This window comes from Streptomyces bullii (assembly GCF_042657145.1).
Classification (GTDB): domain Bacteria; phylum Actinomycetota; class Actinomycetes; order Streptomycetales; family Streptomycetaceae; genus Streptomyces; species Streptomyces bullii.
Window position 1 is genome coordinate 377,580 of the sequence record NZ_JBHSNY010000004.1, and the last position, 12,987, is coordinate 390,566.

Annotated in this window: 16 protein-coding genes; 15 read left to right on the forward strand and 1 reads right to left on the reverse strand. The window is 69.3% G+C overall.

The annotated features are described in order from the left end of the window. The first annotated feature begins 16 nt into the window (after positions 1-16). From ACFPZJ_RS13175 to ACFPZJ_RS13225, 11 genes are all read left to right on the forward strand, one after another. Positions 17-1,273, forward strand: coding sequence for an ATP synthase subunit B family protein (locus tag ACFPZJ_RS13175; RefSeq protein WP_381020811.1), 1,257 nt, complete (start codon positions 17-19; stop codon positions 1,271-1,273). Then, positions 1,270-3,366 carry an FtsK/SpoIIIE domain-containing protein gene (locus ACFPZJ_RS13180; RefSeq protein WP_381020814.1) on the forward strand — a complete coding sequence of 699 codons (2,097 nt, stop codon included), beginning with the start codon at positions 1,270-1,272 and terminating at the stop codon, positions 3,364-3,366. Before ACFPZJ_RS13175 ends, ACFPZJ_RS13180 begins: the two co-directional genes overlap by 4 nt. A gap of 216 nt (positions 3,367-3,582) precedes the next feature. Then, positions 3,583-4,047, forward strand: coding sequence for a hypothetical protein (locus tag ACFPZJ_RS13185; protein WP_381020817.1), 465 nt, complete (start codon positions 3,583-3,585; stop codon positions 4,045-4,047). 112 nt (positions 4,048-4,159) lie between these two features. Beyond that, complete coding sequence (locus tag ACFPZJ_RS13190; RefSeq protein WP_381020819.1) at positions 4,160-4,723, forward strand: GIY-YIG nuclease family protein; 564 nt, start codon at positions 4,160-4,162, stop codon at positions 4,721-4,723. A 127-nt stretch (positions 4,724-4,850) separates the two neighbouring features. Next, on the forward strand, positions 4,851-5,075 hold the full coding sequence (locus tag ACFPZJ_RS13195) for a MerR family transcriptional regulator (protein ID WP_381020821.1): 225 nt from the start codon (positions 4,851-4,853) through the stop codon (positions 5,073-5,075). A gap of 81 nt (positions 5,076-5,156) precedes the next feature. After that, positions 5,157-5,540, forward strand: coding sequence for a phage tail fiber protein (locus ACFPZJ_RS13200; RefSeq protein ID WP_381020823.1), 384 nt, complete (start codon positions 5,157-5,159; stop codon positions 5,538-5,540). A 12-nt stretch (positions 5,541-5,552) separates the two neighbouring features. Continuing rightward, positions 5,553-6,665 carry a hypothetical protein gene (locus ACFPZJ_RS13205; protein WP_381020825.1) on the forward strand — a complete coding sequence of 371 codons (1,113 nt, stop codon included), beginning with the start codon at positions 5,553-5,555 and terminating at the stop codon, positions 6,663-6,665. Next, positions 6,662-7,963 carry a hypothetical protein gene (locus tag ACFPZJ_RS13210; RefSeq protein WP_381020827.1) on the forward strand — a complete coding sequence of 434 codons (1,302 nt, stop codon included), beginning with the start codon at positions 6,662-6,664 and terminating at the stop codon, positions 7,961-7,963. Before ACFPZJ_RS13205 ends, ACFPZJ_RS13210 begins: the two co-directional genes overlap by 4 nt. A 36-nt stretch (positions 7,964-7,999) precedes the next feature. After that, the gene (locus tag ACFPZJ_RS13215; protein ID WP_381020830.1) at positions 8,000-8,260 is read left to right on the forward strand and encodes a penta-EF hand family protein; all 261 of its coding nucleotides are present in this window, start codon (positions 8,000-8,002) and stop codon (positions 8,258-8,260) included. Then, complete coding sequence (locus ACFPZJ_RS13220; RefSeq protein ID WP_381020833.1) at positions 8,257-8,505, forward strand: hypothetical protein; 249 nt, start codon at positions 8,257-8,259, stop codon at positions 8,503-8,505. The genes ACFPZJ_RS13215 and ACFPZJ_RS13220 overlap by 4 nt, the downstream gene beginning before the upstream one ends. A 9-nt stretch (positions 8,506-8,514) precedes the next feature. After that, positions 8,515-8,841, forward strand: coding sequence for a hypothetical protein (locus tag ACFPZJ_RS13225; RefSeq protein ID WP_381020836.1), 327 nt, complete (start codon positions 8,515-8,517; stop codon positions 8,839-8,841). A gap of 178 nt (positions 8,842-9,019) precedes the next feature. On the opposite strand, the gene ACFPZJ_RS13230 is transcribed toward ACFPZJ_RS13225, so the two are convergent. Further along, positions 9,020-9,151 carry a hypothetical protein gene (locus ACFPZJ_RS13230; protein ID WP_381020838.1) on the reverse strand — a complete coding sequence of 44 codons (132 nt, stop codon included), beginning with the start codon at positions 9,149-9,151 and terminating at the stop codon, positions 9,020-9,022. A 485-nt stretch (positions 9,152-9,636) separates the two neighbouring features. Between ACFPZJ_RS13230 and ACFPZJ_RS13235 the strand changes: the two genes are divergently transcribed. The 4 genes from ACFPZJ_RS13235 to ACFPZJ_RS13250 all read left to right on the forward strand — a co-directional run bounded on the left by ACFPZJ_RS13235 (position 9,637) and on the right by ACFPZJ_RS13250 (position 12,982). Next, a complete protein-coding gene (locus ACFPZJ_RS13235) occupies positions 9,637-9,822 on the forward strand; it encodes a hypothetical protein (RefSeq protein WP_381020841.1) in 186 nt (61 codons plus the stop codon). 367 nt (positions 9,823-10,189) lie between these two features. Then, complete coding sequence (locus tag ACFPZJ_RS13240; protein ID WP_381021305.1) at positions 10,190-10,756, forward strand: HNH endonuclease; 567 nt, start codon at positions 10,190-10,192, stop codon at positions 10,754-10,756. A gap of 8 nt (positions 10,757-10,764) precedes the next feature. Beyond that, positions 10,765-11,271 (forward strand): phage terminase small subunit P27 family, encoded by a 507-nt coding sequence (locus tag ACFPZJ_RS13245; protein WP_381020842.1) that lies wholly within the window; start codon positions 10,765-10,767, stop codon positions 11,269-11,271. Next, positions 11,243-12,982 (forward strand): terminase large subunit, encoded by a 1,740-nt coding sequence (locus tag ACFPZJ_RS13250; protein ID WP_381020845.1) that lies wholly within the window; start codon positions 11,243-11,245, stop codon positions 12,980-12,982. Before ACFPZJ_RS13245 ends, ACFPZJ_RS13250 begins: the two co-directional genes overlap by 29 nt. The last annotated feature ends 5 nt before the right edge of the window (positions 12,983-12,987 follow it).

The window sequence follows — 12,987 nt, forward strand, 5'->3', positions numbered from 1 at the left end:
AAGGGATTGATCGACCGTGACCGCCACGTCTTTCGAGAAGGTCAACGGCACGCCGCTGGCCGAGCCGCGGTTCGACCCGCGGGCGCTGGCCGAGGCGGAGGCGATCCGGACCCGCGCCGCCGCCGACGCCGAGGCCGCCCGCATCAAGGCCGAGGGTGAGGCTGAGGCTGAGCGCATCAAGGCCGCCGAAGAGGCCCGTAAGCAGAGGATCGCCAACGACAAGGCCGAGGCTCGTGCTCGTGAGGAGCAGGCAGCCCGCGAGGCCCGCATCGCCAAGCTCAATCGGGAGCGCGAGGAGCAGGAGCGCGCTGCTCGGGAGGCGGAGGAGAAGGCTGCCGCGCAGGAGCAGGCCGAAGCGGCGAAGGCCGCCGAGGTTGCTGCCGCCGAGGAGCAGTGGCGCCAGTACGCGCTGCGGTTCTACGTCGTCTGCTCGATCGTCGCCCTTCCGGTGCAGATTGCCGCGTTCTACAACCCGAACGCCCTGTGGCTGATGGCCGCGCCGATCATGCTCGAAGGCGGGGCGTGGGTCGTCCTCAAGGGCGCCCGGGCCGCCGCTACCGACCGCCGGCCGCACTGGCACTACCGGCTCATCGCCTGGTGCCTCGCGTTCATCGCCGCCTCCATCAACCTGTGGCACGGGCTGCACGCCTTCGATCCGGCCACCGCCATCAGCACCGCGTTCGCGTCCATCGCCGGCCCCGGCGTCTATGACCTTCACGAGCATGGCCAGATCCGCAAGCGCGACGGTGCGCTCACTCGCAAGCAGCGCAAGGCTCAGGCGAAAGCCGAGCGAGCCGAGGCCGCCCGCAAGGCCGCGGAGGAGAAGCGCCGCGCCGCCGAGAAGGAGGCCGCGGAGTGTGCTGCAGCTGAGGCTGCGGAGAAGCTGGCGCAGGCGCGCGCCAAGGAGTTCCCGAAGGTCTGGCAGCATGCCCTGCGCCTTGCCGCGGCGCTCGGCGAGACGACCGTCACCGAGGCCGTGTGGAGGCGCGCGCACCGAGACGTCGAGGGCGCTGACCCGGCGGAGTCCGCGGAGATTATCCGACTGCGTAACGCCGCCGAAGCGAGGGTCGAAGCCGCCCGGCAGAAGCGCCCTGTGAACGGATCAACACAGCAGGTCGCATCGCAAGTGCCCGGTGCGAAGAAGCCCCGCGTCTACAACCCGCCCGCGCGCCGCGGCAGGCGCACCAAGGGGGACGTGAAGTACGCCCCCGCCGCCCGCCGCCAGGCCGCCATCACCGCCAAGCAGACCGCCGCGAAGAAGGGCTCGCAGTGAGCATCGAGACGACCCCCAGCAGCGCCCCCGACCCGGAGTGGGAGCGGGTCGTCGCCAGCTACCTGAACACCCCCGGCGAGGCGCCCGTCGAGAAGCAGACGACGTCCGTCGACCTGATGGGCGACACCCCCCTCACTCCCGCCTGGACCAAGACCCGCGCCGGGTGGAAGAACCGCGCCGAGCTCGGCGCCGTCAACACCGCCCGCAGCTTCCGCAAGTGGCTGCGACGGCAGGCCACCGAGCACGGGCACGCCTCCCAGATCGGCCGCGGCCTGCGCCGCACCTTCCTGTGGGTGCAGGGCACCGAAGGCGCCCAGGTCACCGCCGCCCGGCACGAGGTGCAGCAGGCACAGCGCGACTACAAGGCCGCCAAGTGGGCCCACGACCGGCGCCTCATGCCCGGCAAAGAGAAGGACAAGCGGCGCCGGGAGATGGAAGGCGCGTTCGCCGACTCGGTGTCCGCCATGAGCAAGTACCGGTCGGCCCAGCGGGACGCCCGCATGCGACGCGCCGTGCGCGGTGTCGCCGCCCTCACCCCGATCGCCGGCGTCGAAGGCGCCGGCCTGCACCTGCTCGGCGCCCCCGGCGGGTTCGCCGCCACCGCCGCAACCCTGGCCGCGTTCGCGTTGGTCGGGCGGCGCACCACCGCGGGGGAGCTGTACACCGACCGCGACGCGAAGATCGGCGACGGGGACCGCATGACCGACGAGATGGTCAACCGCGTGTACCGCAGCGCCAAGGTCATCGGCGCAGAGGATGTCGTCAAGCTGCTGTCGCCGTGCACGCTCACTGCGGACGGCTCCGCCTGGGAGGTCCGGCTGGAGCTGCCCGACGGCATCCCCGCCTCCAAGGCCCTCGGCGCGACGGCGCAGCTCGCGAACGGTTTCGGTGTCAGCGTGCAGCAGGTGTCGCAGACCAAGGGCGCGCGGGAGGACTGGATCACTCTGCGTGTCACCCTCAAGGTGCCCTTCACGGGCAGGCCCAAGAGGGGGCCGCTGCTCACCGCGGAGAAGGTCAACCTGTGGGAGCCGGTGCCGATGGCCGTGTCCGAGCGCGGTGACGTCATGGCCGTGGAGTGGTTCGAGAAGACCGCCCTCTTCGGTGGCGAGCCCGGGTCCGGCAAGTCGGCCGCGGCGAACAACCCGCTGCTCTCTGCAGCGATGGACGTGACCGCCGACCTGTACCTGGCCGACGGCAAGGGCGGCTTCGACCTGTCGCCGTTCGAGCCGATCGCCCAGATGATCGACACCGACGGCGACCCGGAGCGGCTGCTCGCCATCCTGCGGCACGTGTGGGATGTGGTCCTTCCCGAGCTGAAGCAGACCGTCAAGGACCACCGGGTGCGCAAGTTCTCCGAGGCGCTGGCCGCGCAGGACGAGCGGGTGCGTTTCACGATCCTGTTCATCGACGAGTGGGCCTCCTACATGGCCGCGGCCAGCCCGGAGCAGCAGAAGGAGCTGGACCGGCTCCTGCGGCTGATCACGCAGCAGGGCCGGGCCTACGCGGTGATCGTCATCTGCGCCACGCAGAAGCCCGACTCGAACGCTGTGCCGACCGGCATCCGCGACATCCTGTCCACGCGCTGGGCCGGTCGCTGCATGACGCCCGAAGCGTCCGACACGATCCTCGGCAAGGGCCGGGCGTCCGCCGGCTACAACGCGCAGCGCATCCTGAAGTCGCAGCGAGGTGTGGGCTACCTGCAGACCGGCGAGACCTCGGAGCCTGTGCTCACGCAGTCATACTTCTACACCGACGAAGAGGTCGAGGCGATCCTGCGGCGGGCCTACGAGCTGCGCCAGCGGGCGGGCGTCCTGCCGGCCGAGCCGGAGGTCACGATCCTCGACCACCTGCGCAAGTCCATTGCGTCGACGGGCCGAGGGGAGGCCACGCGGGCGGAGGTGTTCGCCTATCTCGCTGGTGTTGACGGCCGGTACAAGCGCGGCGACGACGAGAGCGACGGCCGGTACGGCGCGCGGGTCGGCAAACTCCTCAAGGACAGCCTGGACGCTGCCGGAATCACGATCGACGCCGTGAAGGTCAGCACCGTCGACGGCCGCGAGTCCCGCGGTTTCCGCCTCGAAGATCTGCAGTAGTTGTCCTAGTTTGCCCTGTCCTGCACCCTGTCGCCTGTCCCTGTTTGTCCTGTCTTGGCCGTGTCCTGATGGAAGCTGACCCTGCCCAACTCCGGGCAGGGTCAGCGCACCGCCGGGCAGGGTCTGGGCAGGGTCCCACCTGCGGAAACGTGACCGCGGGCAGGGTCCGGGGCAGGGTCCTCCCGCCAAACCGATCATCCGACTGGAGAGATCCCGATGCCCGCCGAGACCGATCCGATCCGCACCGCCATGACCGATGATGAGGCTGCCGCCGAGGCGCGCCGTATCATCACCGACTTCGCGACCTCGTTCCGCGACGACCGCCCGCTTCCGCGGTACGGCGACGCCCCGCCCGTGCCGCAGCCCGGGCGTCCGCCGATGAGTTCGAAGGCCGTCGACGACACCGCCCGCATGCTCGGCGCCAGCGTGCTCGTCGCCACCAGCGGCGGAGCCACCACCGCGGTGCTGTGGGCGTCTGGCTACGCCAACCCCGCCGTGATCGCCGTCGTGTTCGGCGCGCCCACCGCCCTGGTGCTCGCCCTCGGCCGGCTCGCCAAGCGGGCGCGGGGTGTGCTGCCGGAGGAGCACCACCACCACTACGCGGGCCCCGTCTACCAGGACCAGCGGCACCAGCACTCCAGCACCCGCGGCGTATGGGCCCGGACCGACAACCGGCAGTAGGAGCACAGCGAGCCCCCGGCGCGCGTCACCGGGGGCTCTGTCATGACCGTACAGGGGTCCTCGCTTGACCGCGACGATCACCGTATGTCACAGAAGTAGGGAGAATGGCCATATGGCCCGCAACGCATTCGGCGTCGACAGCTCAGGCAACGTCGGCGACCGCATACCTCACTCAGACAAGGTGGCCAACGACGACCCGGCCCGCTCCTACATCCTCATCACACTGCGCCGTATGGAGCTCTCCGGCGTCGAGATCGACGACAAGGCAGTGGAGATAGCCACCAAGCTCGGCCGCCGCAAGTACGAGGAGGGCCAGGAGGAGCGTGAAGGTCGGGACGAGCATCTGCGGGCGGGCGTCCTGGCTGTGAGGGACGGCTGGAAGGTCTACTACGTCCGCTGCGGCAACCTCATCAAGATCGGTTACACGGCTAACCTGGCACAGCGCTTCACGACCATCCGGCCCAACGAAGTGCTCGCCCTGGAGCCGGGAGGCCAAGAGGTCGAGACGCGAAGGCACCGCCAGTTCGCGCAATTGCGGGCCAGCGGCGAGTACTTCCATCCGGGCCCCGCGCTGCAATCTCACATTGTCGGACTGCGCAGTACCCACGGTTCGCCGGTGTGGACGTCATCGTTGGTTCCTGATGGACGGAACTGGTTCCCGATGGACGAAGCGTAGTCACGCTTGCTAGTTGATCGCTGAATCTGTAATCTCCGAAGTCGATGGTGGAACACCCGTCGCAAGAGCACCCAGAACCCCCGCCGTGAGCTATCCGGCGGGGCTCTCTGCATTCCGGGGAGGTGCCGTGCCGACCTTCCCCAACCCTGAGCTGTACGAGCTGTATCAGCGCGACCTCGGCGACATCTGGGAAGCCGCCCGAGTCGCTGGAGTGAAGCCCGGCACGATCCGCGTCTGGGAAACCCGCGGCAAGATCGAGCGAGTCCCGCTCGAAGGCGACCAGCCGCTCTACCACCTGCCGACCATCGAGGCCGCAGCCAAGGTGAAGCCGGGCCGACCCAAGGCCGCTTGATCGTCCCGTCGTCCGCGCCCGTTCCCCGGACGGCGGGGCTTCCACCTCGCGCCACGCGGCGCCCACCCTTAAGGAGGCCGCGTGCCCGACGCGCTCACGAACACCGGGGAGAACCGAGCCCTCGACTTCCTCAACGGCCTGTCACCCACCGCCCCCACCACGCCGCTCAAGGTGGCGCTGGTGACCGCGAACGGCGACGACACCACCGCGGGCACCGAGGTGACGGGCGGGTCCTACGCGCGGCAGAACCTCAGCGTGGCTGCGGCCGTCGGCGGGGCCACCAGCAACTCGGCCGATCTCGTGTGGACGGGGATGCCGGCCGCGACCGTCGTCGGCGTGGAGATCTGGGATTCGGCGGGCACGCCGGTCAGGCTCTGGTACGGCGCCCTGTCCGCGTCCCGCACCGTCGCCGCGGGGGATGAGCTGAGGCTTACCGCCGGGTCTTTGACGCTGTCGCTGGCGTGATCGGAGGCCCGCATGCCGAGCCTCTCCACCCTCGTCGACAATTTCAACGACGGCGTGATCGCCCCCGACTGGGGCAACTCCTACGGCGGCGTCTCCGAATCCGGCGGCCTGGCGCACGTGCCGTGCACGACCGGGTTCGCCGGATATCAGACCGCCTACGCCTGGACGCTGGCCGGGGCGAGCTTCTTCGTGAAGGTGGCTTCGGTCCCAGCCGCGTCGACGGCGACGGAGGCGTACTGCGGCATCCTCGTCAACGGTGACGCCTCCGGGACGCGCATCGGCTTCACGATCAAAGCGGTCGGCAACCTGCTGCGGATGCAGTCCGACTCCGGCTACTTCGACCCCGACGCCGTCGAGATCACCTACGACCCGGTCGCGCACGCATTCCTGCGGCTGCGTGAGGACGGCAGCAACGTCTACTGGGACACCAGCCCGGACGGGGCGACGTGGACGAACCGGCGCACGCTCGCCAGCCCCGCGTGGATCGCCGCGGCCATCGACCAGTGCGCACTCGACCTGTCCGCCCACCGCGACGCCGGCACCCCGGACGAGGCGACCTACGACCTGTTCAACACCCTGTCCAACGGCGCCGTCCACACGGCGTCGGCCGCCCTGTCCGCTGAGACCGCGCTCGGCGCGACGGCTCTGGTTGCCGCTCACGCCACAGCCGTCCTCTCGGCTGACAGCAGCCTTGCTGCGACGCCCGTCCTGTCCGCGCGCGCCACTGCGGCCCTGTCCGCTACGGCGACCCTGACCGCGGACGCGGCGTCCTCGACGATCCCGGAGGTGGCTGGGTTGGCCGCAGGGCACTTCGACCTTCACATCGAGCAGGGCGCCACCTACGTACAGAACTTCAAGGTGAAGGACGAGCCGGGCTTCACCTGGTCCGGATGGACCGCCCGGGCGCAGATCCGGTCAGCCGCGGCCTCCGAGAACGGTGAGCTCCTGCTGGACCTCACCCCTCATCTGACGATCATCGGGGACACGGTGCGGCTCGCCCTGTCGGCGGCCGTCACCGAGACCCTCACCCGGAACGGCGTGTGGGACCTGGAGATGGTCAACGGCCCCCATGTGGTGCGGCTGCTGGAGGGTCGGGCGGTCGTGTCGCTGGAGGTGACCCGGTGAGGATCGAGGTCACAGGCGAAGCGTTCGACGACGCGATCGAGGTCACCACGGGGCAGCAGGCGCGCATCGTCGAGGTGTCCGCCGGGCTCGTGTCGTCCGTCAACGGCCGCACCGGTGGCGTGGTTCTGGACGCGGAGCTCGTCGGCGCCGACCCGGCAGGCTCCGCCGCCGCAGTCGAAGCCGGGGCGCTGCAGGCGGCAGCCGACGCGCAGGCCGCGGCCATCTCGACCGCAGCCGCCGACGCCACCGCGAAGGTCGACGCGCACGTCGCCGCGACCGACCCGCACGGGGATCGGGCCTACGCGGACGGGAGATTCCTGCCGAAGACCGGCGGGGCGCTCACCGGCGGGATCACCACGAACCTCGCAGTTCGGTCGGCGTTCCTGAAGACGACGTCGCCGACCGAGCACGCGGTCACGATCTACCAGGCGTCCACCACCGGCGTCGACGTCGCCGCCGCCCTGAACCTGATCAGCGACAACCGCGAGACCAGCGCCGTCTACATCTCGGGTCACGAGACGCTGCCCCGAGGCACGCTCAAGGTCACGCACACGAACGGCGGCACGACTGCCACCGACGACACCAGCGCGTCCGCCCTCAGCATCGACCTGCGGCGCGGCACTGCGGCCGGCACCGCAGCCCAGGGGATTTTCCTGACGAGCACGGACGGCGGCACCACCGGGCGGCTCATCACCCTCCGGAACGGCGGCGGCAACCTCTTCACCGTTCCGGCCGCCGGGTCGGTGTACACCGCGACCGGCGCGTTCGGCGAGCAGCTGCCCGTCAATCACGGGCTGACCGGCTGGACCTACGACCCGGTCATCGCGACGACCGGCTCGCTGCTGACGAACGGCACCGTGTACCTGTCCAAGATCCATGTCCCGGACGACACGGCCATCACCAAGGTCTACTGGTGGGTGACCACGGCGGGCGCCACCCCCACCGCTGGCCAGTGCTGGGTCGGCCTCTACAACCCGGCCGGGGCCAGGCTCGCGACCACGGGCGTTGACGCCTCGATCACCAGCACCGGGCTCAAGACGACCACCATCACGAGCACCAGCGTGGCCGCCGGCAGCTTCGTGTGGGTGGCCATGGTCTTCAACGCGGCCACAGCGCCGACCGTCGCCCGCGCGACCGGCAGCGGCGGACTCGCCACCGCCGTCAACGCCGGCCTCACCAGCGGAACGTATCGGTTCGCGACCAACGGCACCGCCCAGACGGCCCTGCCCGCCGCGATTACCCCCGGCAGCAACGTCGCCGCAGGATTCGCCGGACCGTGGGCCGCCATCGGGCCCTGACCGGCAACCAACCCGCATCCCGAAAGGCCCGCGCCCATGGCCCGCTATCGCAAGAAGCCCGTTGAGATCGAAGCCGTGCAGTGGACCGAAGACGTGGCCATGCGAGAGTTGATCGACTTCACCAACGGACTTGTCAAGCTCAACGACGTCGACCGCGACTTCCACGTCTACGACCGCCTCCACGACACCTGGGTCCAGTTCCAGTACGGCGACTGGATCATCAAGGGCGTGCAAGGCGAGTTCTACCCCTGCAAGGGGGACGTCTTCGCCGCCACCTACGAGGCGGTGGACGAATGATGCAGCCTCGTGAATCCGGCCGCTACGACTGCCCGCACTGCACGGACGTGGTCGTCGACCTCGACGAGCACCTCACCACGTGCACCGCCGCCCGTGAGGAACGGCTCGCCGAAGCGCGGCGCCTCCTCGCCGACGAGCAGCAGCGGCAGGACGAAGCCTGCCGCGCCGAGATCGAAGCCGTCCTCGCCAAGTACGAGCGTCGGCTTCAGACCAGCCAGCCGCAGATCACCATCGTCCCGATGTAGGAGACCGCCATGCCCCGCACGAACATCGCCGCCACGCAGGCGTCCCGCGCCGGCACGGTCCTCCCCGCCGCGACCGCGGGTGACGTAGCCAACGGCAACAGCGTCGCCAACGACGGCCGAGTCGTCCTCATCGTCAACAACACCGGGGCGAGCAGTCGCACCATCACGTTCCACACCGCGCGCTCCGTCGACGGCCTCACCGCCCCGGTGCGCAGCGAGACCGTACCCGCGGGCGAGACCCAGGTCTTCGGGCCGTTCAGTCCCAACGACTACGGCAACCCGCTCGCCTTCAACGTGGACAACGCCGAGCTCACCGTTCAGGTGCTGCGCGTCTGATGCCCGCAACCGCAGGAAGCGTGACCGTCGACTGCCCCGAATGCGGCGACGAGATCACCGTAGGGCTGCGTCTTCATATGCTCCCGCGCGTGCGCGAAGGGGCACCGCTCCACATCGAGATGGAGCCCGACCTGGGCGCCATCCGGGCACACGTAGAGCGTGCGCACGCCTGAGAGGGTCAGTCCTGGAACGAGCCGTCCCGTCGCCTCTGGTGCCGTCCCATCATGTGCTTGCACTGAGGGCAGTTCTTCAGGAACACGGGCTTCACCAGCCAGGACAGGGTGAACAGGTAGAGCGTGTGACGCCCCATCCGAGCGATCCACGACATCGTGCACGTCTGGCAATCACGGCACCCACTGGCCATCAGAACACCCCCTTTTCCTGGAACCCCCTGGTTCCGGGACCGGGCACGCTACCGCACGGCAGGAGGTACTGATGCCCTCACGGCTCAAGCCTCCCTGCTCACGGCCAGGCTGTGACCAGACCAAGCCCTGCCCGATACACGGCAGAGACACCCGGACACGAGGTAGCGCACGGCAGAGGGGCTACACGACACGGCACGAAGAGCGCTTCCGCCGCGGCGTACTCGACGCTCAGCCTGTCTGCGTCCTGTGTCGCCGGGCACCAGCCACCGAGGCAGACCACTGGCCACGCTCACGGCAACAACTGGAGCGCGAAGGCCTCGATGCGAACGATCCACAGTACGGACGAGGGCTGTGCAAGCCCTGCCACAGCTCCGAGACGGCCAAGCATCAGCCTGGAGGCTGGGCAGCAGAGCAGCGGAGGTGATCAAGCGTGCCGAAGGGCAAGGGCGGACACATCCGAGGCATCGTGGCCGGCCGAGGGAAGGTCTACGAGGCACTCAAGGGTCGACTCGGCAAGACACGAGCCGCGAAGATCGCCAACGCGGGCCAGACGAAGACCGACCGGTCCCGCATGGCGAAGAAGGCCGCACGGACTCGGCAGCGACGCGCCGACTGACCGGCGCCAAGATCACGTCGGGGTGATCACTTCGGAGATCCTCGCGCGCACGCCCGCCCCCGGGTGGGGGCGCACCCCCGCCCGCGCGCACACGGGACCGCGGGGGAGAGATTTCGGTAGCGCCGGGGCTAGATCCACTTGCGCGGAACGATCAAGAAGCACCCGCGGCTGATCCCCGCGGGCAGGAAGGCCCTGAGCACTCCCAGGCTCGGGGCCTTCCGCATATCTGGGAGAAGCGATGGGGAAGCGACCGACGGAGATCGTTTGCAAGTCCTGCGCCGAGCGGGTGCAGGTCCGCAGTACCGGTCCGGTGCCGAAGTACTGCTCGCCGCAGTGCCGTACCTGGTGGGCCCACTACCGGAAGCCGATGCCGCCTCTCCGAGCGTGCCGCTGGTGCGGCGAGTTGATACCTCGGCGGTCCTCTGGGCAGCGGTTCTGCTCACGTCTCTGTAGCGAGATAGGGCGCGGCATCCGCCTGTACGGTCCTCGCCGGCAGTTGGCCTGTGCCAACACGGCGTGCGGGAAACTCTTCTTGCCGGGCTTCCGAACGCAGCGGTGCTGTTCTGAGGCGTGCGGAAAGCGGCGCTGGGCGCTCCAGGCTAAGGCCGAGGGTCGCACCTATCAGGAGCCGTGGGGGGATCGCCGTCGTGACCGATACCACCGTCGGCGCGCGCTGAAGAAGGCCACTTCGACAGGTGAGCCGGTACTGCGGGATGCAATCGGGGAGCGTGACCGCTGGAAGTGCGGTCAGTGTGGACGGAAGGTGGACCGCACCCTCGCGTACCCGCACCCGCGAAGCCCGAGTCTCGATCACGTCGTGCCGCTGTCACAGGGCGGTGCCCACAGCCCAGAAAACGTCCAGATCACGCACCTGGAGTGCAACGTCTCGAAGGGCGCGCGCGGCGGTGGAGAGCAGTTGCTCCTGATCGGCTAGGAGGAACCGTGGCTGACCCGCACCGCAGGAAGCCGCCGCTGCAGGTTGTGCGTGAGGGGAACCCCAGCAAGAAGCCGATCCGTGAGGGCGTGAAGGTTCCACCGTCGGAGTTGGAGGAGCCGAACTGGCTCGACACGTTCCCGGCGGTCCGGGGCGATGACAGACAGCGTCAGATCAACGCCCGCTGTCGGGAGATCGCCCGGAGGGAGTGGCGGAGGGTCGTTCCCGTACTGAAGCTCACGGCGGGGCTGGCGGCCGTCGACACGCAGGTTGTGCAGGACTACTGCATCTGCGTCGCTCGCATCGATCAGTGCGAGCGGGAGATTTCGGCGCACGGCATGTTGATTCAGGGCGAGCGCGGCTGGATGAAGAACGGCGCGACCACGATCGCGGGCCAGTACCGCCAGCAGTTGGCCCGGTACATCGGCGAGCTGGGTCTGTCGCCGTCGGCGCGGGGCCGGCTGACGCCGCCGGAGGGTGGCGACGATGGCGACGACGACGATCCGTTCGACTGAGCAGCTGTCGTTGGAGGACTGTGCGGAGGGTCTGCCGGTGCCGCGGGCGGCGCTGCACGAGCTGGGCATGGGTGACGAGGAGATCGCGGACGCGTTGTTGTCGCGGCCGTTGGTGTCGGCGTTTCAGATGCCGGAGCAGCCGGGTGCCTGGTTCGATGTGGCGGCGGCGCGGCGGGCGAAGGCCGCGATCGAGTCGTTCAAGCACACGAAGGGCCGCTGGGGCGGTACGCCGCTGAAGTTGGCGCCGTGGCAGTTCGTGTGGGTGATCGCGCCGGTGTTTGGCTGGCTGTGGCATGACCCGGAGCTGGACCGGCCGGTGCGGGTTGTGCGCGCGGTGTGGATCGAGGTTCCCCGGAAGAACGGCAAGTCGACGTTGTCGTCGGGGATCGGGCTGGCGCTGTTGCTTGCGGACCGGGAGACCGGTGCGGAGGTGTATGCGGCGGCCGGGTCGCTGGAGCAGGCGAAGCGGGTCTTCGACGACGCGAAGCGGATGGCGCAGACCAGTCGGGCGGTGAAGGGCCGGGCTGAGGTGCTCACCAGCGTGATCCGGGTGCCGCGGACGGGCGGCGTGTTCCGGGCGTTGTCGAGGATCGCGGAGACCGCACACGGCCTGAACGTCTCCGGCGCGGTGATCGACGAGGTCCACGTCCACAAGAGCCGGGACCTGATCGATGCGATCGAGACGGGAACGGGCGCGCGTGATCAGCCGCTGATCGTGTTCATCACGACGGCGGATGACGCGCAAGAGGGCTCGATCTACGACGAGAAACACTCCTACACCCGCAAGGTCGCCGAGAACGTCGTCCAGGACCCAGCCCACTACGGGGTGATCTGGGCGGCCGACGAGACGGACGATCCCTTCGATGAGAAGACGTGGCGCCGCGCCAACCCGGGCCTCGGGGTGTCGCCGACGCTGGCATATCTGCGACGCGAGGCGAACAAGGCGCAGGCCACGCCCTCGTACTTTCCGACGTTCCTGCGGCTGTCGCTGAACATCCGCGAGAAAGCGTCCACGCGGTGGATCGATGTCCGGGCCTGGGACCGTGTGGCCGGCATGGTCGACGAGTCCGTGCTGAAGGGCCGCCGGGCGTGGGGCGGGCTGGACCTGTCCGCGGTGTCTGACCTGTCGGCGTGGGTGCTGGCGGTGGAGTCGAAGCAGCCGGGCATCGAGGTGGAGCTGGTGTCCCGGTTCTGGCTCCCGTCGGAGCGGCTGGAGGATCTGCAGCGCCAGTTGCAGGTGCCGCTGGCGCAGTGGGCCCGTGAGGGATTCCTGCGGCTGACCGAGGGCGACGCGATCGACTACGACACGATCGAGAAACAGGTGCTGGCGGACTGCAAGCACTTCGACGTGCAGTGGATCGGTTACGACCGCATGTTCGCGGGCCAGCTGGTGCAGAACGTGGACCGCGAGACGAAGCGGGGCGTGAAGGTGACGCCGATCAGCCAGACGTTCCTGGGGCTGTCGCCGGCCTGTAAGGAGCTGGACCGGCTGCTGCTGGAGCAGCGCTTCGTGCACGGCGGGCATCCGATCCTGCGGTGGATGGCTGGCTGCGTGGAGACGATCGCGGACGGCAACGACAACTACCGGCCGACGAAGCCGGACAGGAAGAAGTCTCAGGCCCGCATCGACGGGATCGCGGCGACGGTGATGGGCCTGGACGGCTATCTGCGCAGGCCGAAGGCGAAGTCTCGGGTGGCGGTCGGATTCTGACGGGA